General features: G+C 69.9%; 24 protein-coding genes. 15 read left to right on the top strand and 9 right to left on the bottom strand.

The window, feature by feature from the left end; translation table 11 throughout:
• Positions 1 to 45: 45 nt before the first annotated feature.
• Positions 46 to 1,227, top strand: coding sequence for a hypothetical protein (locus ACN28I_RS06680; RefSeq protein WP_420941275.1), 1,182 nt, complete (start codon positions 46 to 48; stop codon positions 1,225 to 1,227).
• A 13-nt stretch (positions 1,228 to 1,240) separates the two neighbouring features.
• A complete protein-coding gene (locus tag ACN28I_RS06675) occupies positions 1,241 to 2,236 on the top strand; it encodes a hypothetical protein (RefSeq protein ID WP_420941274.1) in 996 nt (331 codons plus the stop codon).
• A 15-nt stretch (positions 2,237 to 2,251) separates the two neighbouring features.
• Here the strand turns inward: ACN28I_RS06675 and ACN28I_RS06670 are convergent, their stop codons facing one another.
• Positions 2,252 to 2,446 carry a hypothetical protein gene (locus ACN28I_RS06670; protein ID WP_420941273.1) on the bottom strand — a complete coding sequence of 65 codons (195 nt, stop codon included), beginning with the start codon at positions 2,444 to 2,446 and terminating at the stop codon, positions 2,252 to 2,254.
• A 68-nt stretch (positions 2,447 to 2,514) separates the two neighbouring features.
• The gene (locus ACN28I_RS06665; RefSeq protein WP_420941272.1) at positions 2,515 to 3,201 is read right to left on the bottom strand and encodes a ceramidase domain-containing protein; all 687 of its coding nucleotides are present in this window, start codon (positions 3,199 to 3,201) and stop codon (positions 2,515 to 2,517) included.
• 416 nt (positions 3,202 to 3,617) lie between these two features.
• Here ACN28I_RS06665 and ACN28I_RS06660 point away from each other — a divergent pair, with 416 nt between their 5' ends.
• Positions 3,618 to 4,322, top strand: a complete 705-nt coding sequence (locus ACN28I_RS06660) for a Nif3-like dinuclear metal center hexameric protein (protein WP_420941271.1) — start codon at positions 3,618 to 3,620, stop codon at positions 4,320 to 4,322.
• A gap of 6 nt (positions 4,323 to 4,328) precedes the next feature.
• Here ACN28I_RS06660 and ACN28I_RS06655 read toward each other — a convergent pair whose 3' ends face one another.
• The 3 genes from ACN28I_RS06655 to ACN28I_RS06645 all read right to left on the bottom strand — a co-directional run bounded on the left by ACN28I_RS06655 (position 4,329) and on the right by ACN28I_RS06645 (position 6,523).
• Entirely contained in the window at positions 4,329 to 5,471 is a 1,143-nt protein-coding gene (locus ACN28I_RS06655; RefSeq protein WP_420941270.1) for a M48 family metallopeptidase, read from the bottom strand.
• Positions 5,459 to 6,157, bottom strand: a complete 699-nt coding sequence (locus ACN28I_RS06650; protein WP_420941269.1) for a hypothetical protein — start codon at positions 6,155 to 6,157, stop codon at positions 5,459 to 5,461. Before ACN28I_RS06650 ends, ACN28I_RS06655 begins: the two co-directional genes overlap by 13 nt.
• Positions 6,158 to 6,394: 237 nt before the next feature.
• On the bottom strand, positions 6,395 to 6,523 hold the full coding sequence (locus ACN28I_RS06645; protein WP_420941268.1) for a hypothetical protein: 129 nt from the start codon (positions 6,521 to 6,523) through the stop codon (positions 6,395 to 6,397).
• A 91-nt stretch (positions 6,524 to 6,614) separates the two neighbouring features.
• Here ACN28I_RS06645 and ACN28I_RS06640 point away from each other — a divergent pair, with 91 nt between their 5' ends.
• From ACN28I_RS06640 to ACN28I_RS06610, 7 genes are all read left to right on the top strand, one after another.
• Positions 6,615 to 8,738, top strand: a complete 2,124-nt coding sequence (locus ACN28I_RS06640; RefSeq protein WP_420941267.1) for an AAA family ATPase — start codon at positions 6,615 to 6,617, stop codon at positions 8,736 to 8,738.
• On the top strand, positions 8,722 to 8,928 hold the full coding sequence (locus ACN28I_RS06635; RefSeq protein ID WP_420941266.1) for a hypothetical protein: 207 nt from the start codon (positions 8,722 to 8,724) through the stop codon (positions 8,926 to 8,928). The genes ACN28I_RS06640 and ACN28I_RS06635 overlap by 17 nt, the downstream gene beginning before the upstream one ends.
• Complete coding sequence (locus tag ACN28I_RS06630) at positions 8,925 to 12,317, top strand: AAA family ATPase (RefSeq protein WP_420941265.1); 3,393 nt, start codon at positions 8,925 to 8,927, stop codon at positions 12,315 to 12,317. The genes ACN28I_RS06635 and ACN28I_RS06630 overlap by 4 nt, the downstream gene beginning before the upstream one ends.
• 78 nt (positions 12,318 to 12,395) lie before the next feature.
• Positions 12,396 to 14,696 (top strand): AAA family ATPase, encoded by a 2,301-nt coding sequence (locus ACN28I_RS06625; RefSeq protein ID WP_420941264.1) that lies wholly within the window; start codon positions 12,396 to 12,398, stop codon positions 14,694 to 14,696.
• Positions 14,697 to 14,783: 87 nt separating this feature from the next.
• Positions 14,784 to 16,589: a hypothetical protein gene (locus ACN28I_RS06620; RefSeq protein ID WP_420941263.1), complete on the top strand. Its 1,806-nt coding sequence runs from the start codon at positions 14,784 to 14,786 to the stop codon at positions 16,587 to 16,589.
• 97 nt (positions 16,590 to 16,686) lie between these two features.
• On the top strand, positions 16,687 to 17,631 hold the full coding sequence (locus tag ACN28I_RS06615; RefSeq protein ID WP_420941262.1) for a serine hydrolase: 945 nt from the start codon (positions 16,687 to 16,689) through the stop codon (positions 17,629 to 17,631).
• 96 nt (positions 17,632 to 17,727) lie between these two features.
• Positions 17,728 to 18,594, top strand: coding sequence for an outer membrane beta-barrel protein (locus tag ACN28I_RS06610; RefSeq protein WP_420941261.1), 867 nt, complete (start codon positions 17,728 to 17,730; stop codon positions 18,592 to 18,594).
• A gap of 58 nt (positions 18,595 to 18,652) precedes the next feature.
• Here the strand turns inward: ACN28I_RS06610 and ACN28I_RS06605 are convergent, their stop codons facing one another.
• Positions 18,653 to 19,033 carry a VOC family protein gene (locus ACN28I_RS06605; protein WP_420941260.1) on the bottom strand — a complete coding sequence of 127 codons (381 nt, stop codon included), beginning with the start codon at positions 19,031 to 19,033 and terminating at the stop codon, positions 18,653 to 18,655.
• 82 nt (positions 19,034 to 19,115) lie between these two features.
• On the opposite strand from ACN28I_RS06605, the gene ACN28I_RS06600 reads away from it, so the two are divergent.
• Positions 19,116 to 19,817 (top strand): response regulator transcription factor, encoded by a 702-nt coding sequence (locus tag ACN28I_RS06600; RefSeq protein ID WP_420941259.1) that lies wholly within the window; start codon positions 19,116 to 19,118, stop codon positions 19,815 to 19,817.
• A 204-nt stretch (positions 19,818 to 20,021) separates the two neighbouring features.
• On the opposite strand, the gene ACN28I_RS06595 is transcribed toward ACN28I_RS06600, so the two are convergent.
• Together ACN28I_RS06595 and ACN28I_RS06590 are read right to left on the bottom strand one after the other, a co-directional pair.
• Positions 20,022 to 20,504, bottom strand: coding sequence for a hypothetical protein (locus tag ACN28I_RS06595; RefSeq protein ID WP_420941258.1), 483 nt, complete (start codon positions 20,502 to 20,504; stop codon positions 20,022 to 20,024).
• Between the two features lie 6 nt (positions 20,505 to 20,510).
• Positions 20,511 to 20,639 (bottom strand): hypothetical protein, encoded by a 129-nt coding sequence (locus ACN28I_RS06590; RefSeq protein ID WP_420941257.1) that lies wholly within the window; start codon positions 20,637 to 20,639, stop codon positions 20,511 to 20,513.
• 86 nt (positions 20,640 to 20,725) lie between these two features.
• On the opposite strand from ACN28I_RS06590, the gene ACN28I_RS06585 reads away from it, so the two are divergent.
• From ACN28I_RS06585 to ACN28I_RS06570, 4 genes are all read left to right on the top strand, one after another.
• Complete coding sequence (locus ACN28I_RS06585) at positions 20,726 to 21,439, top strand: sensor histidine kinase (RefSeq protein ID WP_420941256.1); 714 nt, start codon at positions 20,726 to 20,728, stop codon at positions 21,437 to 21,439.
• A gap of 117 nt (positions 21,440 to 21,556) precedes the next feature.
• On the top strand, positions 21,557 to 22,114 hold the full coding sequence (locus tag ACN28I_RS06580; protein ID WP_420941255.1) for a DUF2378 family protein: 558 nt from the start codon (positions 21,557 to 21,559) through the stop codon (positions 22,112 to 22,114).
• A gap of 78 nt (positions 22,115 to 22,192) precedes the next feature.
• A complete protein-coding gene (locus tag ACN28I_RS06575; RefSeq protein ID WP_420941254.1) occupies positions 22,193 to 23,266 on the top strand; it encodes a hypothetical protein in 1,074 nt (357 codons plus the stop codon).
• Positions 23,266 to 24,177: a fumarylacetoacetate hydrolase family protein gene (locus ACN28I_RS06570; RefSeq protein WP_420941253.1), complete on the top strand. Its 912-nt coding sequence runs from the start codon at positions 23,266 to 23,268 to the stop codon at positions 24,175 to 24,177. Before ACN28I_RS06575 ends, ACN28I_RS06570 begins: the two co-directional genes overlap by 1 nt.
• On the opposite strand, the gene ACN28I_RS06565 is transcribed toward ACN28I_RS06570, so the two are convergent.
• The gene (locus ACN28I_RS06565; protein WP_420941252.1) at positions 24,178 to 25,230 is read right to left on the bottom strand and encodes an alpha/beta fold hydrolase; all 1,053 of its coding nucleotides are present in this window, start codon (positions 25,228 to 25,230) and stop codon (positions 24,178 to 24,180) included.
• Positions 25,231 to 25,257: the final 27 nt, after the last annotated feature.

Below are 25,257 nucleotides of genomic sequence, written 5' to 3'. Positions count from 1 at the left end.
GTCCCGCTCCTCCTGACGCGGGGCATCGAACGAAGGCACTCCCTCATGCGCATCGCCCACTCCCGTTGGAGCCACGCACTCGTCGCCGGGCTGCTGCTGGCTGGCTGCAAGTCGAGCAAGGACAAGGAGCCCGCGCCGCCGGCCCAGGCCACCGCGACTCCCGCCGCTCCGAAGCCCGCCCCGGCCCCCGTGCCCACTCCGGCGTCCGTCACCGATGCCACGCTCTCGTTCGTGGAAGACTCCCGCGACGGCAAGTGCCGCTGGGAGCAGCAGACACCTCCGGGCGAGCCGAGGACCGTCTTCACTGTCTCCGCCCAGTGCAGTGGCGTGAAGCTCGCCTGGAGCGCGGACGGCAAGGAAGGGCTGATCCACGTCGCGGCGCAGGACGAGGACGGGCAGCCGGGGACCTGGCGGGTGGATCTCGCGACCGGCAAGGGGACGCCGCTGCCGCTCCCCACCCTGGGGACGCTCGGGGCGCTCGGCTTCGATTCGCAGGGGCGCCCCCTGGCGCTCATGGAGGATGTCATTTCATTGGAGGACCTCCTTCCCGCCCACCTGAAGGTGGTCAAGACCGGCGAGGGAGAGAATGAGACGAAGGAGATCCTCTTCGAGGGGAAGCGCTACCCGATGGCCCTGGATGGCCTTCCGGGCCTGGCACACGCCTTCCGCCTGGAGGGCGGTGCGTGGAAGCGCATCGAGACGAAGGACACCTCCTACGGGTGGGACTACGCGGCGGACGTCCGCGCCCTCGACGCGTACGACGCGATGGGGCCCACCCCCGAGAAGCTGGAGGCCGCGGCCCGCGAGGCCCTGAAGCCGGTGGCCGAGGACGCCCCCGAGCTCGCGCAGCTCAATGCGGTGCAGCAGACGTCGGACACCGGAAACTGGAAGCAGCTCGAGACCCTGGGCGGCCCGCTGTACGCCTGGGAGAGCCAGGACGGCGAGTTCCCCGTCCTCTCGATGCCCGTGCGATTGACGGGCGCCAAGGGCCTGCTCGAGCCGGAAGGATTGGATCTGCGCGAGGCCATCTCGGTGTCCACGCGGGGGGAGTGGGTGCTCTTCCGCGGACAAGGCTCCGACGACGAGCACGTGGCGCGGCTGTGGAACGTGAAGACGAACAAGCTCGTCACCTCGCGGATCGCCAACACGTGGGTCACCTTCTGGCCGAAGCCCTCCGGCTCCGCCGCGAGCACCCCGGCTCCGGTGGCCGGCCCGACGCCTCCGTGAGAAAATCCACCCGATGAGCGCTGCCCTCGACGTCGTCCTGGAAGCCGGAAACATCACCGACGCGCGCGCGGACGTGGTGCTGCTCAAGTACGCCCAGAGCCTCTACGGCGCGGATCGGGCCGTGGCCCTGCGGCTCGAGTATGCGGGCATTCCGATGGATCGGTTCTCGGTGCCCATCGGAGATCATGTCTTCATCGAGACACGAGGGGCCATCGGCGCGCCCCTGGCCCTCTTCCTCGGGACCGTGAAGCTGGGGAAGTTCGGCTACCACGAGATCCGCCAGTTCGCGGCCCGGGCGCTCAAGGCGCTCGAGTCGCGCTCGGACATCCGCCACCTCGCCTGCACGGTGCACGGCCCCAACTACGGCCTGGATGAGGACGAGGCGGCGCTCGCGCTCGCCGGTGGCCTCGTCGAGGCCTTCATGCGGGGCGCCGGGCCCCAGGGCCTGGAGCGCATCACCGTGGTGGAGCTGGATCCGCGGCGCGCGGAGCGGCTGCGCAGCGCATTGGAACGGGGACTGGGGAAGAGCCCGGGGGTGGAGCCCCTGCCGGGCGGTTGGGGCTTCCGCGTCAAGCGCATGAGCCAGCACGTCCAGGCGCCGCCCATGGCCACGGCCGGTGCGCAGTCATTGGCCAAGCCCCACGCCTTCGTCGCCATGCCCTTCGCGCCGGAGATGGAGGATGTCTACCACTACGGCATCCTGGGCCCGGTGAAGGGCGCGGGGCTCCTGTGCGAGCGCGTGGATCAGGCCGTGTTCGAGGGCGCCATCATCCAGCGCATCAAGGAGCGCATCGACACGGCGAAGGTCGTCATCGCGGACCTCTCCATGGCCAACCCGAACGTTTACCTGGAGGTCGGCTACGCGTGGGGCAAGGGCCGGCCGACCATCCTGCTCGTCCGCGACCTCAAGGAGCTCAAGTTCGACGTCGCCGCCTACCGCTGCCTCGTGTACCGCAACATCCGCGATCTGGAGACCCAGCTCTCGCGCGAGCTGCAGCACCTGGGCTGAGCACTCCGGGAGTCCCTACTTCGATTCCGGCTCCGAGGACTTCGGCCGGAAGAGGGAGCACCGGGCCACCGGCTGGGGCGCGTACTTCTGCGGCAGCAACGGGCAGAGGATGAAGACGGACGTCTTCGTCCTCACGTACTTCGGCGGTGCCGCGCATCGGTGGCAGAGGCTCGTCGGGAAGGGCAGGGGGGACGGCGGAGTCTCATCCATGTTCCCCCTACCCACGCCCGTCCGGCGAGCGGATGTCAAGCGCGAGCGTCAGGGGCACACGGCATCACCTACGAGGGGGCGAAGGCCTGACCCCCGCTTTCCAGCCCGGCATGGTGGCGCGCGGTGAACAGCAGCGCGAGCGCACTCAGCCCATGCCAGGCCGCATGTCCTTGTAGCCAGTGGTTGCCGGGGTCGCACCACACCCGCGTCACGTCCGCCACCGAGCACGCCGCCGCCGCGGCCATCAGCCCCACCGCCAGCCAGAAGTCCCGGTACGACTCGCGAGGGTCGGCCCTCCGGGAGAGGTGCACCTCGGTCCCGACGATCACCAGCACCGCCCCCAGCACCACGAGCTGGTAGGGAACCCCGGCGAGCCGCATCACCGGCACGAGCAGGGTGCACCCCACCGTCAGCCCGGTGTGTACCGCTCCCACCCGCTCGCGCGGCAACCAGCCCATGCGGTGTAGGTTCAACGCCACCAGCAGGAAGGCGAGCACGTACATGCCCACGAAGTCCAGGAGCTGGGTGGCGAAGTTGTTCGTCGCGTGGAAGGCGAAGGAGAAGGCGCCCACGAGCAGCGTCGTCCACGCGAAGCGCCCCATGGCGCGGCTGCCCGTCGCCAGCCACCGCCACGCACACCACAGCGCCACCGCCAGGTAGGCGAGGTTGGACCAGGCATTGGCGGGCTCGTTCACCCAGGCGCACACCGTGGCCTCGCACCACTTCACGTTCGGCTCGCCCCAGGCCACTCGCATGTCCCACCAGGGGCAACCCGGCTGGAGGAGTTTTTCGGGCGCTGCCATGCCGATCATGGCGCGAGCCTAGTTCCCCATCGATGCGGAAAAGGGACGGATATCGTGCCTACATCTCACGACATTGGCGCACCGGCAGGATCCGGACATGCCATGCCTACATTGGCGGCTTTTGTATGGACACGTCAATGACATACATTTAATTGCCTCGTTTTGCGTCTGTCATTGTCCCTCCTGGCATCCACCTTGCATTTCGTCGTGTCTGATTTGTCTTTTGCGTTTGTGTCCGTCTGTGATTTTAGTTTTGGTTTGTGTTTATTGGTTTAAGCACATACATCAATGTGTTTTGTGTCATTGATTGGGGCGCTGGTTTGAATTAAATGGCATGATAGTGATTGGGCCGGATATCCTTGCATCGCATGGGACTCGACGAGCTCGTAGGGCACATCGACCAGTTGCTGGGCGCTTCCGCCGAGACGGGGGAGGGCACCGTGCTCGTTGCCGCACGCGAGCAGCCCATCAGCCGCCTGGGGCTGGCGCTCGAACCGTGGGAGGGGCTCGCGGAGTGGGCGCGCTCGGAGCGGCTCGATGCGATCTTCCTCCATCGGCACTGGCGGCTCGACACTGCGGCACTGCCTCCGGGACTCGGTGTGGTGGCCAATCACGCGCCTTTCGACGAGCGGCTCGGGCTCGGGTTCAACCTCCACCTGGCGCGGGTGCTGGGGCTCGAGTCCCTGGAGCCACTCGGCGAGCGCGCCGGGCAGCCGCTCGGAATGGTGGGAAGCCTGGCGCCCCTGACTCCCCGTGAGCTCGTGCAACGGCTCGAGCAACACTTTGGCGCGGTGGAGGACGTGGTGCCCGGGAGCCCGGAGCGGGTGGAGCGCATCGCGGTGGTGCGGGCGATGAACGATGCGCTCGTGCGTGAGGCGGCCGGGCTCGGAGCCACCGCCTATGTGACCGGCCAACTGCGCGTTCCTGCCCGGCGGGCTCTCGTGGACACCGGGATGTGCGCCATCGCCATCGGGCACGCACGCTCGGAGCGTTGGGGCCTCGGGCTGCTGGAGCGGCTCCTGCGCGAGCGGTGGCCCGCCCTCCACATCATCGTGGCCTCACCACGGGATTGAGAGGGTTCAATCCAGGGGATTGCTGGCGCCGCGCAGGGCCTCGTCCACGAGCCAGGAGGGCACCGACAGCGCTCCGGCCACCTGCCTCAGCTCCAGGAACCCCAGGTTGTCCACGACTCCGTCCGGGGCCGTCAGCAGGGTGAAGTGCTGCACCAGCCGGGCCCGCTCGGACACGGTCGCCTTCTCCTGGAGCAGCTGCTCCAACACGGGCAGGAGCTTTCTCGTCGACAGGGCCAGTTGCAGCAGCTCGGGATGCTCGGACTTCTCGACGTATGAGGGATCCAGATCCCGGAGCTCCCACGCCAACAGGGTGTCGGCATCCTCGTCCGACAGTCCCTCCTCGCTCGCGTAGTGGCCCGCGCTCCTCAGGAAGGTCCTCGTCTTGGAGAACGCCGCGAGGGCACGCACCCGCCACGGGCTGAAGGCATGGGAGCGGAAACAACCGAGGGCCTCATCGTCCTCGCTGCGCCGCTCGCGGGCCGACGGATCGGACAGGAGCGCGTCCACATGGCGCGTCGCCGCCTGCAGCTCGGCCTTCACCGAGCCGGAGGTCCATCCGCTCACCCAGGCCAGCAGGGTGCTCGCGGAGGCTTCCAGCTCCCGGGCGCACAGCAATCCCGCCCGGTCGGCGCCGGCCTCGGCCGCCCGGTTCCACCGGTACAGCCCAAGGGCCGTGGCGGGGGAGACGAGCCTTCCGGACTCGTCCCAGGCGAGCGCCGTGGCCGGCAGGGGGAGGGTGAAATGCTCGAAGGCGAGGTGCCCGAGCTGGTGCCCGAGGATGAAGCGCAACGGGGCCTCCTGGAACACCTCCAGGAGCCGGGAGGACAGGACGATGGCGGGCGTGTCCGGCGGGGCATACACCGCCGCGGCCCGGATCATGGGATCGGGGTTGATGAACACGTCCACGGGTCCTTCGTGGCCCAGGATCTCCTTGCAGGCGGCCAGTGCATCCAGGATGCGCGGGGCCACCGCGTGCGTCAGCTTGAAGGCGTTCGAGAGGAGCTGCCTCCGCCTCGCGATGGCGCCGAACCCACCCGGCATCCCCTCCACGTGCCGCACCGCCCGCTGGGTGTCTTCGCCGGCGAGGAGCTCGTCGCGCAAGCGGCGCTCGAGCGCGGACTGGAAGATGCTTGGATTCACATGCGCCATCGTGGGGAATGCCTCCTGCCGCCAGCGTACCTCAACAGGATTGGCTTACCCCATCCCCTTGAAAGGGGAGAGCGGCATAGGATGCCGGGCCCATGGCCCCTTCCGATGCGGTACCCGGGACCCTCGCCTTCTCCACGCCGCTCGTCTGCCAGCAGCTCTGGAACGGGGACCACCAGGTGTTCCCCGTGGCCGCGCCGGCCCTGACGAGCCATGCCCCCACGCTCGAGGCCTGTCTGGGCGAGCAGCGCCTGTTCCTCGAGGAGCACCTGTCCAAGGTGGAGCCCGAGGAACTCGCCCGCTTCTCCTTCCCCGAGCAGGTGCGGCTGGAGATGCTGGAGGTCCTCGCGCCCCGCGCCGATCTGCCCAAGCGCCTCGTCAAACCCGTCACCGTCGAGCTGGCCTCCATCGTCGTGCCGCTCCCGGAGGAGACATGGGTCTTCGTCCCGGCGATCGAGCACACCGTCTACGTGGGCAAGAACCAGGACGTCCGGGAGACGGTGCGCGCGGACGTGGAGCGGTTGCTCGCCGCACGGGAGCCGGCCGCCCATGAGTACCTGCGGCTGCTGCCTCCGAAGTCCGTGACGCTCGAGACCGTCCAGCTCGCGCTCCGGCGCCAGGACGCGAGCGACAAGGCCCGGCAGGCGAAGAAGAAGCTGGAGGAGAAGCTCAAGCGCGAGCAGGCGCACCAGGTGCTCCTCTCCGTCTCCACGCCGCTGCATGATCGCGACGAGGCCCGGCACGGACCGCCCCTGATCGCCCGGGACACCGAGCTCGCGCTGCTGTCGGGCCTGCTCGGCGGCGAGAAGCGGCAAGGCGTGCTGCTCGTGGGCTCGGAGCTCGTGGGCAAGACGGAGCTGCTCCACGCCTGGCTCCGCGCCGAGCGGAAGGCCGGACGCGAGCGGCGGGTGTACGCGACGAGCGGCTCACGGTTGATCGCCGGCATGTCCGGCTTCGGCCAGTGGCAGGAGCGCGTGCTGCGGGTGATGCGCGCGGCGCAGGACCTCGACGCCGTCCTGTATTTCGAGAACCTCGGTGAGCTGCTCGCGCAGCACTCCACGGGGCACGTCGACATCCCCGGCGCGATGAAGCCCTTCCTGGAGGAAGGCCGGGTGCGGTTCCTCGGCCAGCTTCTCCCCGGAGTCGTTGGATCTGCTCGAGCACCGGCACCCGGGGCTCTTCGCGGTGCTCGGACGTGTGCGCCTGGAGCCGCTGGGGACGCGGCAGACGCGCGAGGCGCTCCGGACCCGGGCGGCGTGGCAGCGGCAGGCGGAGCCCTCCCGGTCCTCGCTGGCCGAGGACGCGGTGGATCCGCTCGTGGACCTCGCCGAGCGCTACCTGCCGAGCCGCGCGCTGCCCGGCAAGGCGATCCGCCTCTACGAGGAGATGCGCGCGGGCCTGCAACAGGAGCGCACGGACACGGGGCAGGTGCCCATGCTCACCCGCGAGCGCGTGTACTCGCTCTTCAGCCTCAAGACCGGCGTCCCCGAGTTCCTGCTGCGCGAGGACCGCGCGCTGCTCGCCGCGGAGGTCGAGGCGTCCTTCCGCCGCCAGCTCGTCGGCCAGGAGACCGCGGTGCGCCGCGTCGTGGAGACGCTGTGCATGGTGAAGGCGGGGCTCCAGCCCCAGGGCAAGCCGCTGGCCACCTTCCTCTTCGTGGGCCCCACCGGCGTTGGGAAGACCGAGCTCGCGCGGCTGCTCGCCACGTTCCTCTTCGGCTCGCCGGAGCGGATGTTCCGCTTCGACATGAGCGAGTTCATGGACAGTTGGGCCGCCGAGCGGCTCATCCGGGGCAACAGCCAGGGCGAGGGGCTGCTCACGCGCCGTGTCCGCCAGCAACCCTTCTGCGTGCTCCTGCTCGATGAGATCGAAAAGGCCCACCCGGCCGTCTTCGATCTGCTCCTGCAGGTCTGTGGGGAAGGGCGGCTCACCGATGCGCGGGGGCAGACGGCCTGGTTCCACAACGCCATCATCATCATGACGAGCAACCTCGGGGTGGCGCACCGCCGCTCCCCGCTGGGCATCGGCGCCACCTCGGTGGACGACGCCTCGTACTACCTGCGCGAGGTGCACCGGCACTTTCGGCCCGAGTTCGTCAACCGCATCGACCAGCTCATTCCCTTCCACGCGCTCACCTCCGAGCAGGCGGCGGAGGTGGCCCGGCTCGGTGTGGAGCGGCTGCGGCAGCGGCGCGGCCTGTTCCAGCGCGGCGTCTCGCTCTTCGTTCCTCCCGAGATCACCACGGCGCTCGCCACCTCCGGCTACCAGGAGGCCTATGGCGCCCGGGCCATGCGCAGGCACCTGGACCAGCAGCTCGTCGTCCCCATCGCCCGCGCGCTCTCCGCGGCCGGGCCCGACGCGCAGGGTGGCCGTGTGGTGATCGCTTCCCGTCCGGACGGGCTCGCGGTGGAGCTGACCAAGGGCAGCCCGAAGACGGCGCGCAACCAGCTCGATCTCGTGCGCGACCTGCAGGCGCAGCGGCGGGTCATCGACACGCTCTTCCGGATGGATGCCGTGGAGCATGTCGGGGAGCGGATCCACTTCCTGGTGGCCCAGCTCGCCCAGGGCGACCAGAAGAAGCTGCGAGGGCCCGAGGCCGCTTCGCTGGGACAACTCCAGCACGAGCACAGCCGGCTCGATGCGCTCTGGAGCGAGGCCTGGCGGTTGCGCTCGGCGCTCCTGGCCGCCGAGGAGCTGGCGTTGATGGCGCTCTTCGCGCAGCAGGATGCCACCCCCTTCGTGGACGATGCCTTGCAGCAGATGAAGGCCATCCGCCAGTTGATGCCGTCCGTGCTGCTCGCGCTCCAGCCCCGGCGGGATCAGATCACCCTCATCCTCCAGGAGGCCGGGGAGACGCGCGGCCTCGAGCGCTGGCTGCTCTCTCTGCTCGAGGACGCGCCCCGGAGAGGCTGGTCGGTCGAAGGCCGCCTCTCGGTCACGCACAAGACCAGCGAACGCAAGCGCAAATGGGACGACAAGCTCCTCAACGCGGAGCAGCTTCGGAAGGAGCTCACCGCGCCTTCACGTGCCTTCCGGGAGGTGCTGCTGTCGGTCAACGGGACCAACGCGGGGGCCTTCCTGGCGCTCGAGGCCGGGTTTCATCGCTACCCCCCCACGGAGAAGGACGAGCTGGTCCAGATCGAGGTCAAGCCCGTGGCGATGTCCACCCAGTTGTTCCAGAAGGAGCTGGAGCTGCCGGCCATCGCCCCTCCGGCGCAACGGGCGGGCAAGGAGTTCCGGGAAGCTCCGGCTGATGCCCGCCATCCGTGAGTACCTCCCCGGTGGTGAGCTCCTGCTGTGCGATGGCGCACGCAAGCTTCCGCTCGACGCCTGGGAACACTTCCAGGCGCTCGAACGGATCCTGCTCGAACACATCCTCCTACTCGAACAGGCTGGAAATTTCGATCCCGAGAGTGGCCCCACCTTCGTGCTCGACGTGATCCGGGGGCCGGCGCGATGAACCTCACCATTGGCGTCTACCAGAGCCGGGATTCCTCCGGGGACTACCGGTGGACCACGCTCGCGCTCGGCCCACATACCCGCGGCCGCGAGGGCCGGAGCACCGTCAAGCTCCAGCAGAAGCTGGTGGAGGATCTCCGGAGCATCATCGGCGAGCTGCCCGTCCGGGACCTGTCGTACTTCCAGCTCCCCCGGGGCCTCCGCCTGGAGCGGGTGCAACTGGAGCTCGACTTCAAGCGCGTGCGCGCCGGAACCGAGACGCCACGGCTGTCCGGCCTCTTTCCGCTCATTCTCGAACCGCGCTGGCGCACGCGCGATGAGCTCATGACCATCGCCTACCACCCCGCGCGCCAGCACGAGTGGTTCCCGGTCGATACCGGTGCCAGCCTGGAGGATCAGGCGAAGGTTTTCTTCACCCGTGCCTGGGCCGCGTTGGAGCCGCACGAGCACGACGACCTGCGCTCCAACCGCAAGGACACCCTCAAGGCGCTCGCGTTCATGGCCCGGCCGAAGTCGTTGCTCGACGAGCTCGGCAAGAAGAAGGGGCCCTGGGACGATCTGGAAGTCGAGGACCGGCCGGACCGGAACGGCAACAAGAAGAAGCAGAAGAAGGCGGGCGGCGGCACCCAGGTGCTGCACAAGCTGGGGACGAACCTCACCCTCCAGGCCGCCGAGGGCACGCTCGACGCCGGCATGCCGCGCGGTCCCTATCGTGAGCAGCTCCAACTCCTGCTCGGAGGCGAGCGGCGCACGCCGGTGCTGCTCGTCGGTCCTCCCGGCTGCGGCAAGCGGACCCTGCTCAAACGCTTCGTGGCCGAGCAGCTCGAAGCCGAGGGTTTCCAGACGCACCGCAACCTGGACAAGGTGACCGAGGTCTGGTCGATCGCCGGCAAGCGGATCATCGCGGGCATGAGCTACGTCGGCGATTGGGAGCAGCGCTGCCTCAAGGTGCTCGAGGACACGAGGGGAGGGCGGCGCATCCTCTTCGTCGAGGATTTGCATGCCTTCGGCCGCATCGGCCGCTCGCGGGAGAGTGACAGCAACCTCGCGCTCTTCTTCCAGGGGGCGATCTCCCGAGGGGAGCTCACGCTCGCTGGCACGGTGACGCCCGAGCAGCTCCAGCGGCTCGAGACCGACGCCCCGTCCTTCGCCGCGCTCTTCACCCAGGTGCACGTACGCTCCACCAGCACCGACGAGACGCTCCGCATGCTGCTGCACGAGGCGCGCGAGCTGGAGTCCAAGCACCGCATCGCGTGGTCTCCTCCGCTCTTCCCGGTCCTGCTGGAACAGGCCGGTTCACTCTTCGCCGGAGCCTCGCTGCCGGGCAAGGCGCTCGATCTGCTGCGCGAGCTGGCCACGGACCAGGGGAGCCCGGGCAAGGAGATCGACATCGGCGGCCTCTTCGCGCACCTGTCGCGCAGGACGGGCCTGCCGGACTTCCTCCTGCGCCCCCAGGAGCGGCTGGTCCCGGAGGAGGTCCACGAGGCCCTGTCTCGCAAGGTGATGGGACAGCCGGAGGCCGTCCAGGCCGCGTGCGATCTCGTCACGCGCATCCACGCCGGGCTCACCGATCCCCGGCGCCCCTATGGCGTCTATCTGTTCACCGGCCCCACGGGCACCGGAAAGACGGAGCTCGCCCGCGCGCTGGCCAGCTACCTGTATGGCGATGCGTCGCGCCTGATACGGCTCGACATGGGCGAGTTCCAGACGCCGGATGCCGTCGCGCGGCTCACGGGCGATGCCTGGCAACCCGAGGGCCGGCTGACGCGCCTCATCCGCGAGCAGCCCTTCTCCCTCGTGCTGCTCGATGAGATCGAGAAGGCCCACCCCTCGCTGCTCAACCTGTTGCTGCAGACGTTCGACGAGGGCCGGCTGACGGACGCCTCGGGCGAGACGGCGGACTTCACCCATACCGTCATCGTGATGACGAGCAACCTCGGGGCCCGGCGCAAGCCCGCGGTGGGCATCGGGGCGCCGGACGTGCGCTCCCTGGAGCTGGATGCGGACCGGGCCGTGCGCGAGTTCTTCCCGCCCGAGCTCTTCAACCGCATCGATCGCATCGTGCATTTCGGGCCGCTCTCGCGGGAGGTGGGCGAGAAGGTCGTCGAGAAGGAGCTGGCGCGGCTGCTGTCGCGGCAGGGGCTCGTCTCTCGCAACATCTTCGTGGCCGCCGACGAGGCGGTGAAGCGGCGCATCGTCGAGGAGGCCTTCGATCCCCACCTGGGCGCGCGGCCGCTGAAGCGCTACCTGGAGGAGAAGGTCGGTCAGGTCCTCTCCGAGTCCATCATCCGGGGGCCCCAGGCCTTCATGCGGCTCTTCCAGCTCTACACCCGGGAGGGCCGCTTCGAAGTGCAGGCCGATGCGCTGATCCCCCGGGAGCCGGTGCCCCATGGTTTCGCGCTGGAGCCGCTCCTGTCGCTCCCCATCGCGAAGCTGCGCGAGAAGATGCTCGAGCTGCGCGAGGTGGTGCAGGGCATGCGCGAGAGCGAGGCGCTCGGCGCGCTGTCCGAGCAGGTCCGGTTCCACCTGGAGCGCCTGAAGGCGGGAGAGCACGAGCATGCCGAGTCGCTCTTCACGCTCGATGCGATGCGGATGTACCTGGAGGCGTTCGCGGTGCAGTTGGAGTCCCTCGCCCGCGCCCCCGAGGAGGCGGAACGGGAGATGATCGAGGCCGAGCGCTTCGGTGTGGAGTGGATTGGCGCCGACCGCTGGTCCCCCGGGACGCGCATCCGGCTCTTCTCGCGCCGCGCGCTCGAGCCGGTGAAGGTCGTCTCCCGCGAGCAGATGCTCGATGCGCTGTCGGAGGTCTACTTCCTGCAACGCATCCTCAGCGGGCTCTCCAGCCCCGATCAGCACGTGGTCATGTTGGAGTTGCTCCCGCTCGGCCAGTGGCGGCAGGGTGCATCCTCCGGCTCCCAGCTCGCCCGGTGGCTCTGCTCGGCCTACGCCCACTCGCGAGGGGAAGCTCGAGTCCTTCGCCGCGCACCTGCCCGGTGGGGCCGTGGTGTCCGGCGGCCGCCGGCAGCTCCGGGAGTTCCTGCACCTGTCCATGCAGGAGCCGGTGCACGCCGCGATCAAGCTGGTGGGCCCGGGCGTGCGGCCCTTCTTCGAAGGAGAGGCCGGGTTGCACGTCTGGCAGTCCTCGGGCCGGCTCCCGGAGATCGTCAAGGTCCGCGTCCACGAGGCGGACGCGCCAGCGCCCTCGGAGCTGCTCGCGATGCACGGCGTGAAGCTCCAGGCCTTCCACAAGGCGCGCCAGGAGGGCGTGAGTCCGCTGCCGGAGGATCCCGAGTCGGCGGTCCCCGTCGTCCGTGCCTACCGCTTCGAGCCGCCCGCCCGTCCGGGGGCGGTGTCGGTGATGGAGCTCGACGACTACCTGCTGACCCATAGCGGCAGCCACCGCGTGAGGACTCCCGCCGAGGCCCTGCCGGCCTTGTGGCGGCTGCGGATGAGCGAGCGGGTGACTCCATGAGCGAGAAGAGCCTTCGCGTCTACTTCACGACCCACCACGATGGCCGGCTCACCGGGCAGCTCCTGCCGGTCTGGGACAGCTTCTTCGATGATCCTCCGCCCTCGGCCTACGGCAACAGCGAGGCGGAGATCCACGCGCTGCTCGAGACCCGCATCCGGATGATGCTGCTCGAGGCGCCCGCCGCGCTCGAACGGTTCCTCTGGGAGGAGGCCCTGGAGGCGCGGACGATCACCGTGGAGATCCACCCGCAGACGGTGCACAAGAAGCGGCCGGTGATCGCCAAGGCGCTGGTCCCGCTGAAGCTCACGTACGTCTACGGGAAGCTGGAGAGTGGTGCCTGGCGCGTGAGGGTGCCGCGCTTCGGCTGGTCATTCGTCATCGAGGACCTGTCCATCGCACGCGAGGTGTTGCAGAACGCGCTCACCACCGCGCTGCTCGGCGAGAAGCCCAAGGGCCTCTACGACTTCCGCCACGAGGGCGCGGAGTACGTGAGCAGTTGGGACCTGGGTTGGTTGCAGCGGGACAACAAGCGCGGCCCGGACGAGGAGCGTCCGCCGGAGGTGCTCGAGCAGATCAGCGAGGAGCTGACCTCGCGCGCCCTGGGCGGGAGGCAGCCGGCCCTGGTGTACGACGCCGAGTCGATGCGCTCCTGGCTCGCCTACGCCCAGCGTCAGCCACCCCAGTCCCTGCTGCTCGTCGGTGGCCCGGGCTCCGGCAAGACGAGCCAGGTGCTGAGGCTCGCGCGGTTGATCGCCGAGCTGCGGCGCGAGGACAAGAAGGCGGACCTGCCGAGAATCTGGCGCACCAGCGCCGAGCGCATCGTCGCCGGCATGGTGTACCTGGGCATGTGGCAGGAGCGCTGCCTGAAGATCGTCGACGCGCTCTCGTACGAGAACGACTACCTCTATGTGGACCGGCTCACGTCCATCCTCGCGCCCCAGCCGGACGGCTCGTCCATTGGAGATCTGCTGCTCCCCGCGGCGATGAGCGGGGAGATCTCCCTCATCGCCGAGTGCACCGAGGCCGAGCTCGAGCGCTGCCAGCGGCGCTTCCCGGAGTCGCTGCGGCCCTTCCGCATCGTCCGCATCGAGCCTCCTCCGGCCTCTCAGGTACCGGAGCTCATGGTGCGCTACCAGGCGGCGAAGCGCAGCCGCGTGAGCATCCACGCCCTGGGGCTGCGGCAGCTCGTCGGGCACCTGGAGACGTTCCAGCGCGACAGCCTGTTCCCGGGCAAGGCCTTCCGTTTCCTCGACTGGCTGGAGCAACAGGGCGAGCGAGGCAAGGCCCGGACGTTCTATCCGCGCGACGTCTCCGAGGCCTACGCGCGCTATACGGGGCTGCCGCTCCAACTCATCAGTGACGAGGTCCCCGCCGAGCAGACCACGCTCGCGGGGCAGTTGAGGCAGGGCGTTATCGGCCAGGATCGCGCCTGCGAGCTGGCGGCGGGCGTGCTGGCGCGGTTCAAGGCGGGGCTCAACGATCCGGAGAAGCCGGTGGGCACGCTGCTCTTCGCCGGACCCACGGGCGTGGGGAAGACGGAGCTGTCCAAGCAGCTCTCGCGCACGCTCTTCGGCAACGAGGAGCGGATGATCCGGCTCGACATGTCCGAGTACATGCTGCCCGGCTCGGCCCAACGGTTGATGGAGGTGGGCCCCGGCATCACCAGCCTCGCCGAGCGGGTGCGGCAACAGCCGATGTCGCTCGTGCTCTTCGATGAAATCGAGAAGGCGCACCCCGAGGTGTTCGATCTGCTGCTCGGCATCCTGGGGGAGGGGAGGCTCACGGACAGCCTCGGGCGGTTGGTGGACTTCCGGATGGCGGTGGTCTGCATGACGAGCAACCTCGGTGTCGAGCAGTCGGAGCCCACGGGCTTCGGGGCCGAGCGCGGCTCGGAGGACTTCATGCGCGCCATCCGACAAGCCTTCCGTCCGGAGCTGTTCAACCGCATCGACCACGTCATCCCGTTCCGCCGCCTGTCGGAGGCGGACGTGCTGCGGATCGTGGACCTGGAGCTGGAGAAGGCGGCCTCCCGGGCGGGACTGTTGAGGCGCCGGCTGCGGCTGGTGGTGGAGCCGGATGCACGGGCCTGGCTGGCCCGTCACGGGTACGACCCGAAACTGGGGGCCCGGCCGTTGAAGCGGCTCATCGAGGCGAAGGTGATGGCCCCCATCGCCGTGAAGCTCTCGGCTGAGTCGGGACTGGAGGGCGCGATGCTCCCAGTTGTTGTCGCCGGAACCGAGGCCGAGCGGATGCTGCGGCCGGAGTACCGGGCCCTCACGACGGTGCTCGGAGACTGAAGCGGAGAAGATTGAGGCGGGCTGTAACCGGAAAAACTCCGCGTGCGTACAGGGGGAAATCGACGGAAATGACGGAGGGGTACGCACATGGGTTTTCTGGGCAAGGTCGGCAGCGCTGTCTCCAGTACGGTCAGCTCGACGGTCAGCGCGGTGTCCGATGTGACGGAGACGGTGGTCGACACCGCGGACGACGTGGTGGACAGCACGGTCGATGCGGCGACCAGCGTCTACGGCGGCGTGAGTGAGTTCGTCCAATCGCCGCCTCCCGCGATCTCGGGGGTGTTCGACACCTTCCAGCAGGCGCGCCGGAACACCCTGGATGTCGTGGAAGGCGCCGCCCACTCCGCCATCAGCTTCGCGAACGACGGTTACCAACTCGCGGGGGACATCGCGCGCGCGGGACCGAACGCGGCGCTCGGTATCGCGGACCGGGCCCTGTCGGCGGCGGATCGGCTCGCGCCCGAGGGCGGCATTGTCGACGACGTCCTGGGCGGCGCGCGCAACGCGGTGAGCGCTGGCCGGACGGCGCTGGAGTACCACGAGCGGGTGCAGGAGTTCGCGGGTGGCGCCGCGGAGTCCCTGGCCCACGGCGGGGTGAACCTCGGACGCAGGGCGGCGGAGGACCCGATCGGTACCGCCCGGGACGTCATCGAGTTTGCCCGCGACACCACGGCGCTGCTGGCCATCGAGGAAGACATCGAGGCCCTGGGGCCGGGAGACAGCTATTCGCTCAACGCCAGCCTGGACGGCTCCGCCTTCGGTCTGGCCGGGCGCCTCAAGGGCTCGCAGACGATCACCCACAACAAGGACGGGACGTACACGCTCGCCGTGAATGGTGAGGCGGGGGTCGGCCTGATGAGCCGCACGGGCTCGACCGGAGCGGGCACGGTGACCGCGGACGCGTTCGCCAACCAGAGCGCCACCGTGGAGTTCAAGTTCGACTCCGCGGAAGAGGTGGCCGAGGCCGCGCGGACGTTCCTGGGGCCGATCGGTGGCGGGATTTCGGGCGCGCTCGACGGCGGCGTCCAGGGCGCCATCGACGGGGCGACTCCGGATTACGACGCGCTCCTCGAGAACATCTCGGCCGTGGAGATCTCCCCCAACGTGTCGGCCTCGGTGCTGGCCGAGGTCGGCTTCGGAGGGACGAGCGGAACGAGCGGGCCGGCCGACAAGGCGGGCGGGACCCAGCAGGCCAACAACTTCCTGGGCATCAGCGCGGGCGCCTCCGGGAAGGCCTCGGTGAGCGCCCGGATCGAGTTCGGCGACGAGGGTCCTCCGCAGCTCGTCCTCTCCCAATCCGTGAATGCCTCCGTGTCGGATTCCGCCTCCATCCCGGGACTGGAGGGGAGCATCGGCGGCTCGGGGACCGTCACCGTGCAGGAGCGCTTCGAGCTGCCGGAGGACTTCAGCGTCGGCGATGCGGTCCGCAATCCGCTGAACGCCGCGAAGGAGATCGCCTCGAACGCGAAGCGCACCGGCGAGGTCTCGGTGACGCTCGCCGCCAATGTCCGCGGCGGACTCGGCGCCAAGGTCCCCGGCGCGGCGGGCAAGCGCGGCGGGGAGCTCGAGGCGAAGCTCAAGTTCACCGGTGGAGCGCAGGACATCCTCGACTCCGGCGCCCTCCAGGCCGCCACCCGGGGGAACTTCTCGCGGGCCTACTCGGCGCTCGCGGACATCACCCGGGTGGATGCGACGCTGACCCCCATCGAGACGCAGAGCACCCAGGTGTCCGTCAAGGGCGGCGACGGTGTGGACTCGGTGGGCGTCTCGTTCGGTGCGACGAGCATCGATCGCCAGGAGCCCATCTTGGAGTACAAGGGCACCGTCCAGAAGGCGACCAACGAGCTCGCCCAGGCCCTCAAGCAGTACCGCCACTCGTTCATCCGCGCATAGCCGGCCCCCACGCCCCCGGGGCCGGGTTCACAGCCGGTTGTGTGCTAGATCGGGAGTGGGCTGGTGAAGAGAGGTCGAGGAGGGCCGCTGACAGAAGTTGCCCGCAGCTCTGAGCCGAGTCCGCTCCTTCAGCCAGGCTCGCCGTTCGACCTTCATCCCCCCTGCACCCATGCTCACCACCGCGCTTCTCGTCCTCCTCGCCGCGACGCCCTCCGGCACCGACACCCTCCGCGCCTCTCTCCAGGAGCGCATCGCCCAGGTAAAGGGGGCCTCCGTCGCCGTCGCCTACCAGCACCTCGGCAATCCCAAGGACTCGCTCTACCTGGAGGCCGATCGCTCCTTCCATGCGGCCAGCACCATGAAGGTGCCGGTGATGATCGAGTTCTTCCGCCAGGTGGACGCCGGCAAGCTGTCCGTGGGCCAGGAGCTGACCCTCGCCAACCAGTTCGCCTCCATCGTGGATGGCTCGCCCTATACCCTGGACGTGGAGGACGACGAGGACGCCACCCTCTATGAGCGGCTCGGCAAGCCGGTACCGGCGCGCGAGCTCGTCGAGCGGATGATCACCCGCTCGAGCAACCTGGCCACCAACACCGTCATCGCCCTCGTGGATGCGAAGCGCGTCACGAAGTCGCTGCGCTCGCTGGGCGCCCGCAAGATGACCGTGTTGCGCGGTGTGGAGGATGGCAAGGCGTACCAGAAGGGCCTCAACAACACCGCGACGGCGCGAGACCTCGCCACCCTGATGACCGCCATCGAGCAGGGGAAGGCGGCGTCACCTGCCTCCACGCAGGCCATGCGCACCATCCTCCTGGCCCAGGAACTGAACCTGGAGATCCCCGCGGGGCTTCCGCCGGGCACGCCCGTGGCGCACAAGACGGGGCAGATCTCCGGCGTCCTCCACGACGCCGCCATCGTCTATCCGTCCGGCCGTCCTCCCTACGTCCTCGTGGTGCTCACCAGCGGCATCCCGGACGAGAAGGTGGCCCGCTCGCTCATCGCGGACCTCTCCCGGCAGGTCCACGCGCACGCGACGCGGTGACGGGAGTAGCGCCACTACTCGCGGGAGCGCACCGGGGCTGGAGCCACGTACGGACGAGGTGCTATGTGCTCGCGCCCTTTTCCGGAGGAAGAGCTCTTGCGTACGCTGTTCATCTCCCTGGCTGTGCTCGTCACGGGTTGTGCCACGACGCCGCGCGCCAAGACCGCGTCCCAGCGTCTCGCCGAGATCAAGCGCGAGCGCCAGGCCCAGGCAGCCGGGCAGGACCCGGCCTCGGAGCAGGCGGAAGCCCCCGCCCAGCAGGCCGAGAGCACCGCCGCCAGCGAGGCCCCGGAGCCGCCCGCGGATGTGGCTCAGGCGCCCGCTCCGGCGAACGTTCCCGAGGCTCCTGCGGCTCCGGCGGTTCCTGAAGCCCCGGCGGTTCCCGAGGCCCCTGCGGCGCCTGAAGCTCCGGTGGCGCCTGAAGCTCCGGCGGCTCCCAGGGCGCCTGTGGCCCGCGTGCCTCCGGCTGTGTCCATCGGTCCGCGCAGTGGCCTGCTCGGCATCCGAGGCACGTTGTCCGGCTCCGGGCTCGGCCTGCCCTCGACCAGTACGCCCGTGGGCTCCGTCTCGACGGTGGGGGTTCGCTACTTCCTCAGCGACTGGGTGGGCGTGGACGTCGAGGTCGGCTTCGCCATTGCTTCGGTGAGCAATCAGACCATCGCCGGTGTGGGCGGGGGGGTCGGGGTGAACCTCTACGGGGGTACCCCGGAGGATCCGTTCCGTCCCTACTTCTCGGCCGGGCTGGGAGCGACCCACGTGTCGGGTGGCGAGCTGCCGGATGGCGGGTCCGTGAGCGCCACCTCGGTGTCGGTCTCGGCCGGTGGCGGGCTGGAGTACTGGCTGCACCCGCGGCTCTCGCTGAACGCGGGACTGATGGTGACCCTCGCGGCCCAGCCGGCCGAGGACGTCCTGTTCCTCGGGACGGTCCGTCCCGGGATCGGCCTGACGCTCTACGGTAAGTGAGGCAAGGTCCGTTGTGCCCTGGTCTGGCGCCGGGGCACGGGGAGCAAAGGACGAGAGTTCAGAAGGGCTGACTGGGATCGTGCCAGACGAAGAAGGGGTTGCCCTCGAGGTCCCAGAAGGTCGCTGACCGCGCCGCGCCCACCTTGCCCGCCACCTGGCTCACCCGGACACCGGCGGCCTTCAGTCTCGCCAGCTCCGCGTCGAGATCGTCCGCCTGGAGCACCAGGCGCGGCTGCGCCACCGCATCCTCCGCCCCGAACTGATTGCGCCACACGTGGCGGGCCATGAGCCCCACCGCCGGCTTGCCGCCAATGGCGATGAGCGCGAAACCCCAGTCCAGTCTCAGCTTCAGCTCGAAGCCGAGCGCCTGCGTGTAGAAGGTGACCGCCTGGTCGAGGTTCTCGACGTAGTAGGTGGTTTCCTGGGCCTTGAGCGCCATGTCTCTCCCTCTTTCCCCACGTGAAAAGGCGGGGCTCTACCACGGGTCCTCGCGGTCCTCCCCGTGATACGTTCGGGACGCCGTGACCGAACGTCCTTCCATCCTGGTGGTCGATGATGATCCGCATCTGCGCGAGGTGGTCGGCTTCGCCCTCTCGCAGGCGGGCTTCCACGTCGAGCAGGCCTCCAACGGACGCGCCGGCCTGGAGCAGGTGCGCCGCTCCGTGCCCGCACTCATCGTCCTGGACATCATGATGCCCGAGATGGATGGGCTCGAGATGTGCCGCGAGGTACGCCGCGCCCACGAGGTCCCCATCGTGTTCCTCTCCTCGCGAGACGACGAGGTGGACCGGATTCTCGGGCTGGAGCTGGGCGGCGATGACTACCTCGCCAAGCCCTTCAGCCCGCGCGAGCTGGTGGCGCGCATCAAGGCCGTGCTGCGGCGGGCCCGTGCCACCGCGAGCCCCGCGGCCCCGGCTCCCGCGCCCTCCCAGGTGCTGCAGCGCGGGCCCCTGCGGATGGACCTGGACTTGTGGCGCGCGTACTGGAATGGCCAGGAGGTGGTGCTGACCGTCACCGAGTTCCACCTGCTCTCCGCGCTCCTGCGAGCGCCCGGCAAGGCCTTCACCCGCGACGAGCTGATGACGCGCGTCTACGAGGACGTGGTGGTGAGTGACCGCACCATCGACAGCCACGTGCGGCACATCCGGCAGAAGTTCGCCTCGGCCGGGGGCGAAGTCATCCAGACGGTGCATGGCCTTGGCTACCGGCTCGCGCTCCCCTGATCGCCAGCGCGCCCGCCCGCGCCTGTGGATGGTCTTCGCCGCGGTGGGCCTGGGTGCCCTGATCATCGCGTTGCTCGGCATGGCGTTCGTCCGCGTCTACGACAACCAGCTCATCCGCCAGACGGAGACCGAGCTCATCGCCCAGGGCGCCGTCGTCACCGCGCTCTACGGCGAGCTGCTGCGCGAGCAGGTCGGGACGGAGGACTACGGCCTGACCCGGCTCTCGTCCTGGCCCTTCGCTTCGCCCGCGGACTCGAACCTGCAACCCATCCTTCCGTCGCTCCGGGCCTCGGACGAGGCGCTGCCCGCGGCGGAGGAGCCCCCCGACTCCGCCATCCCCGCCGAGCCGCGCGCGCGGGAGGCCGGCCTGCGGCTCTCTCCGCTGCTCGCCCAGGTGCGGCGCTCCACGCTGGCCGGCATCCGCGTATTGGATGCCCAGGGCGTGGTGGTGGCCAGCAGCGCCATGGGCCTCGGCACCACGCTGTGGGCCCGGCAGGAGGTCCAGCGCGCCCTCCGGGGTGAGCCCCAGAGCGTCCTGCGCCGGCGCCTCGCCGAGCCCGAGGACGCACCGCTCGCCTCGCTGAGCCGCGACACCGGGGTGCGGGTGACGGTGGTGCTGCCGGTGCTCGTGGGGGAGCGGGTCTGGGGCGCGGTGCTGCTCTCGCGCACGCCCATGACGTTCGCCAAGGCCCTCTACGCGGACCGGTGGAACCTCACGGCCACCGGGCTGGTGCTGCTGGGCGTGGTGGGGTTGATGTCGCTGGCCGCGGCGGCGCTGGTGGTCCGCCCGGTGAGGGCCCTGGTGCGGCAGACGCGGGCCATCGCCGCCAGCGCTCCCGAGGGCTTCGAGCCGGTGGCGCGCCCGGTGGTGGAGGAGCTGGCCGAGCTTCTCCGAGTCCCTGGCGGGCATGGCCACGGCGTTGAGGGATCGCAACCAGTACATCCGCTCCTTCGCGGCCAACGTGTCGCACGAGTTCAAGACGCCGCTGGCCTCCATCCAGGGCGCGGTGGAGCTGCTGCGCGACAGCGCCGACGGCATGTCCCCCGGGCAGCGCGAGCGCTTCCTCGCCAACATCGACGCGGATGCCCGGCGGCTCACCCGGCTGGTGCAGCGGCTGCTGGAGCTCGCCCGCGCGGACTCGCTGGTGGCCCGTCCCTCGCGGACGGAGGTGGCCCCGTTGCTGGAGTCCCTGGCGGAGCGGGGCCGGGCGCAGGGGCTGACCGTGGAGGTGGGGACGGTGCCCGCGGGGCTCGTCCTGGGCCTGCCCGCCGAGGTGCTGGAGGACATCGTCTGGCAGCTCATCACCAACGCCTCGCAGCACGGGGGCGAGGGCGTGCGCGTGCGGCTGGAGGCCCACGCGGCGGGTGAGGGGAGGGGACGGGTGGTGGTGCGCGACGATGGGAAGGGCATCTCCGAGTCCAACCGGGCCCGCGTCTTCGATGCCTTCTTCACCACGGCGCGCGAGCGGGGAGGCACGGGGCTCGGCCTGACGATCGCCCAGTCGATGCTGCGGGCCTTCGGGGCCAGCCTGGAGCTGTTGCCGCCGGAGCAACAGGGGGTGGCCTTCGCGGTGGTGGCGGCGGCGGATCACCGCTTGTGGACGGGCCCTTCCTCGGGCTAGACCCACCTCCGCCCGAGGTGGTCCCATGCTAGTTTGCGGTAGTGACGCAGCAGGTGGGGTGCCTGCGTGCCAAGGGGGCCTGACCCATGGGTCTGGGCACAGCAAGGAAGCAACACCATGAAGAACGAAAGACTCGTTTTCGATCAGACCGTCGAGGGGCTTTTCGTCCGGGCACTCGGTAGCCGGCTCACGCCCGCGCTCAAGCTGCAGCTCAAGCAGGCGGGGTTGGACCTGGACAAGCGGCTGATGCCGGCCTACCCCGTGGATGTCTGGGAGCGGTGCGTGGGCATCGCGGCGAGGTCCCTGCACCCGGATCAGCCAGAGTCCGAGGCCTTCCGGCTGGTCGGCGAGCAGCACATCCAGGGGTACAGCGAGACGATGCTGGGCCGAGCCCTCTTCGGCGTGGCCCGGCTGCTGAATCCGAGGCGGCGGCTGGCTCGCGTGCGGCAGAACTTCCGCGCGGGCAACAACTACCAGGAGGCCCTCATCACCGACGTGGGCCCCGGCGAAGTGGACATGTGGCTGAACGAGCGCGGCATGCTGCGCCACTTCAAGCATGGCATCGTCCTGGGCTCGGCGCGCTGTGCGGGCGACCTGAACATGAAGGCGGATCTGCGCCACTTTGACGATGAGGGCGTAACCTTCCGCATCACCTGGACTGAAGTGAAGCCCTGACGAGCCGTGACGCGTGCGAGTCTTGCCGGGCCGCGCTGGCTCTGCGAGGGTGCACGTATCGTATAGGGGGGTGACGGTATGCCGACGAGCGAGCAAGCCAACCTGCCGCGCTGGAAGAAGCAGGCGGGGTTCTTCGAGATCTGGTTCCTGTGTGTCCTCGACCCGGGCGGCGAGCGCGCGTGGTGGTTGCGCTACACGATCTTCACCCCGGCGCCGGGCGCTCCGGGTGAGCCTCGGGCCACGCTGTGGGCCGCCGCCTTCGACTGCGCGTCGCCCACGGGGCCCGCGGTGGCGGTGAAGGCCATCCATCCCATCTCCGCCTTCGACGCCGGGACGCCGGGCCGCTTCGGCATCCGCATCGGCGACGCGGAGCTGGCGCCGGGCAAGTGCCATGGCAGCGTTGCCTCGGGTGGGCACTCCATCGCGTGGGATCTGCGCTACACCCCCGAGTCCGGCGAGGCCGTCCGGCGCACGCCGCGAGGCGTCGGGATGCTGCCGCTGGCCACGCACGTCAACCACGCCCACGATGACATCACCTTCAGCGGGACCGTCACCGTGGACGGCAAGCAGTTCGAGGTGCGCGGGGCTCCGGGGCTGCAGAAGCACCTGTGGGGCCATCGGCGCATCGAGGATCTGACCTGGCTGTACTGCCCGACCTTCCGTGAGGATCCGGAGGCCCGCCTGGAGGCGCTCACCGTGCGCGAACGGCGCGATCGGGGCCCTCGCCTCACGCCCATCTACCTGCGCACCGCGCAGGCGAAGCACAACTTCCATGAGGTGCCCGGCCTGCTGTTCACCAAGATGGAGGCGCCTCGCCCGGGCGAGCTGCTCTTCCAGGCGAACTCGGCCACCGTGTCCGTGAAGGGGCGCGCCTGGTGCGACCCGCGCACGCTGGTGGGCTACGCGTACAGGGACCCGCAGGGCTGGGACGTGCACGTGGCCCAGAGCGACGTGGCCAACTGCGAGCTGGAGTTCTTCTCGCGCTCGCACCCCTACGCCGCCTGGAAGCCGGACGGGAAGAAGCTCACCTCCGCCGTCGGAGCCCTGGAGTTCCACGGCCACGAGCGGATCGACGGCGTGCGCTACATCGAGTGGGACGGCACCGTGCTGCCGGAGCTGAAGGCGCCCCTCAAGGCGGCGGAGGGCAAGTGATGCTGACGCTGGCGCCGCGCGCCGTCCCGGCCTCCCTGACGGCGCTGGATCCGGCTCGGACCCCCGGGCGCACCCAGCCGCTGGCGCTGTCGCCGAAGCGGGTGCACGCGCTCGGCCTCACCTACGCGGCCCACATCAACGAGACGGGCAGCGACGCGGGAGGCCCGGCCGTCTTCGCCAAGGAGGCCTCGTCGCTGTTGGTGCAGGGGGAATCGGTGGCGAGCCCCTCGCGCGACGCGATGCTGGCGGCGGTGGCGAAGCTGGATGCGGCGCTCTCCTCGCGGGTGGCCTCGCGCTTCCCGGAGCTGCCGCCTCTGCTGGACTACGAGGTGGAGCTGGGCCTGGTGCTGCTGGAGGACGTGCGCGCGGACGCGCTGGAGCGTCCGGACTTCGCGCCGCCCGTGGGCTACTTCCTCGCCAATGACGTGACGGCGCGCACGGTGCAGGTGCTGGGCGAGGGCCGGCCGGACCGGATGGCCTTCTGGGGTGCCGCCAAGAGCTTCCCGGGCTTCTTCGTGGCCGGGCCCCTCCTCTGGGTGCCGGACGCGCCCCAGGCCGAGGCGTGCCTGGACGTGACGCTCACCCTCACGGTGAATGGCGAGGTCCGCCAGCGGGGCCGGACGATGGACCTCATCGCCTCGCCGCGCGAGCTGTTGCGGCTGGCCGCGCGCGCGGTGCCCTCGGGGGTGCTGGAGAAGGGGGACGCCGTCCTCACGGGCACGCCCGCGGGCGTGGCCTTCACGGTGCCCGCGTGGAAGCGCAAGCTGGCGGCGCTGCTGCCGGGCCCCACCGCGAGGCTGACCGCCGCGCTGCGCACCCACGCCCCCAACCCGCGCATGCTGAAGGCCGGGGATGTGGTGGAGATGGACGGCGGCGTGCTGGGCCGCCGCCGCATCACCATCACCGGCTGATCAGGCCTGGGCCTCCAGCGCCTGGAGGATCACCGGGTAGGTCTCGCGCGAGGCGGTGCTGCCCATGAACGTGTCCAGGTGCCCGTACCCCTCGAGCACCTTGCGCTGGTAGAGCCCGGCCCCGTTGGCCTCCCGCAGCCACTCGTACGTCAGCTCCGAGGAGGCGGGCAGGTACGTCTGGTTGTGGTCGCCCACCACGAAGGTGATGGGCAGCTTCAGGTGCTTGGGGTCCAGGTAGTCGGGCGGCTTCGCGCTGCCGTAGCGCCGGAGGTTCTCCTCCTTGCCGTAGTCGTAGCGCACCGCGTGCCCCGCCCGGGCCATCTGCGCCAGGTGGCGGAACGTCTGCATGTTGCAGCGGCCGAACTGCTCGTGCAGCCGCTCGTGCGTCTGGGTGTTGATCTTCGCGTGCCGGTACAGGCGCCCGTACAGGAAGGACAGCCGGTGGCACACCGTGCTGCCGCACTCCCGGTACACCAGGTCCACCATCTTGCCGAAGGCGGCCTGGAGCCTCGGATTCTGGGTGCCCTCGTCCGGGGACATGAAGTCCACCGCCACGTCCAGCAGGTCCGGCAGCCGCATCCGGGACTTGAGCAGCGTGGCGCGCGGCACGCGGTGGTGCAGCGCCACCTGCGAGGCCACCACGCCGCGCACGTCCTTCACGTGCCCCGCCGCCAGCGCCATGAAGAACATCACCGAGCCGGCGCAGTGCACCACCGCCTGCACGCTGTCCGCCTGCGTCACCTCGCGCACCTTGCGCACGGCGGCGGGCATGTCGTGCTCTGCGGCCTCGTCCAGGGAGAACTGGCGCAGCGGGAGCTGGGTGCTGGCGCGCCAGTCCACCAGCCAGGTGTCGTAGCCGTGGCGCACCAGGTACTGCACGAAGTTCTCCGAGATGGTGGGCAGCTTGAACATGCCGCTCCACACCCCGGCGCCGTGCACCAGCAACACCGGGCCCTTCGTGCCGCCCTGGTAGCGGGTGAGCCGCAGCGGGACACCGTCTCCCGCGTTCACCTCGTGCCGCTCGGCGGCCGGTAGCGCGTCCATGATCCTCATGGCCCTCTCCTCGTTCACGGGGACGGT

The sequence above is a fragment of the Archangium gephyra genome (assembly GCF_049060025.1).
Taxonomy (GTDB): domain Bacteria; phylum Myxococcota; class Myxococcia; order Myxococcales; family Myxococcaceae; genus Archangium; species Archangium gephyra_A.
This window is presented reverse-complemented; position numbering and strand designations above follow the sequence as displayed.

Bases quoted from the DNA above. Each gene is read 5' to 3' on its own strand.
- ACN28I_RS06680 (WP_420941275.1), top strand. From the start codon at position 46: ATGCGCATCGCCCACTCCCGTTGGAGCCACGCACTCGTCGCCGGGCTG.
- ACN28I_RS06675 (WP_420941274.1), top strand. From the start codon at position 1,241: ATGAGCGCTGCCCTCGACGTCGTCCTGGAAGCCGGAAACATCACCGAC.
- ACN28I_RS06670 (WP_420941273.1), bottom strand. From the start codon at position 2,446: ATGGATGAGACTCCGCCGTCCCCCCTGCCCTTCCCGACGAGCCTCTGC.
- ACN28I_RS06665 (WP_420941272.1), bottom strand. From the start codon at position 3,201: ATGCGAGTGGCCTGGGGCGAGCCGAACGTGAAGTGGTGCGAGGCCACG.
- ACN28I_RS06660 (WP_420941271.1), top strand. From the start codon at position 3,618: ATGGGACTCGACGAGCTCGTAGGGCACATCGACCAGTTGCTGGGCGCT.
- ACN28I_RS06655 (WP_420941270.1), bottom strand. From the start codon at position 5,471: ATGGCGCATGTGAATCCAAGCATCTTCCAGTCCGCGCTCGAGCGCCGC.
- ACN28I_RS06635 (WP_420941266.1), top strand. From the start codon at position 8,722: ATGCCCGCCATCCGTGAGTACCTCCCCGGTGGTGAGCTCCTGCTGTGC.
- ACN28I_RS06630 (WP_420941265.1), top strand. From the start codon at position 8,925: ATGAACCTCACCATTGGCGTCTACCAGAGCCGGGATTCCTCCGGGGAC.
- ACN28I_RS06625 (WP_420941264.1), top strand. From the start codon at position 12,396: ATGAGCGAGAAGAGCCTTCGCGTCTACTTCACGACCCACCACGATGGC.
- ACN28I_RS06620 (WP_420941263.1), top strand. From the start codon at position 14,784: ATGGGTTTTCTGGGCAAGGTCGGCAGCGCTGTCTCCAGTACGGTCAGC.
- ACN28I_RS06605 (WP_420941260.1), bottom strand. From the start codon at position 19,033: ATGGCGCTCAAGGCCCAGGAAACCACCTACTACGTCGAGAACCTCGAC.
- ACN28I_RS06590 (WP_420941257.1), bottom strand. From the start codon at position 20,639: ATGGCCCGCGTCTGCCGCACCAGGGCCCTCACCGGGCGGACCACCAGC.
- ACN28I_RS06585 (WP_420941256.1), top strand. From the start codon at position 20,726: ATGGCCACGGCGTTGAGGGATCGCAACCAGTACATCCGCTCCTTCGCG.
- ACN28I_RS06580 (WP_420941255.1), top strand. From the start codon at position 21,557: ATGAAGAACGAAAGACTCGTTTTCGATCAGACCGTCGAGGGGCTTTTC.
- ACN28I_RS06575 (WP_420941254.1), top strand. From the start codon at position 22,193: ATGCCGACGAGCGAGCAAGCCAACCTGCCGCGCTGGAAGAAGCAGGCG.
- ACN28I_RS06570 (WP_420941253.1), top strand. From the start codon at position 23,266: ATGCTGACGCTGGCGCCGCGCGCCGTCCCGGCCTCCCTGACGGCGCTG.
- ACN28I_RS06565 (WP_420941252.1), bottom strand. From the start codon at position 25,230: ATGAGGATCATGGACGCGCTACCGGCCGCCGAGCGGCACGAGGTGAAC.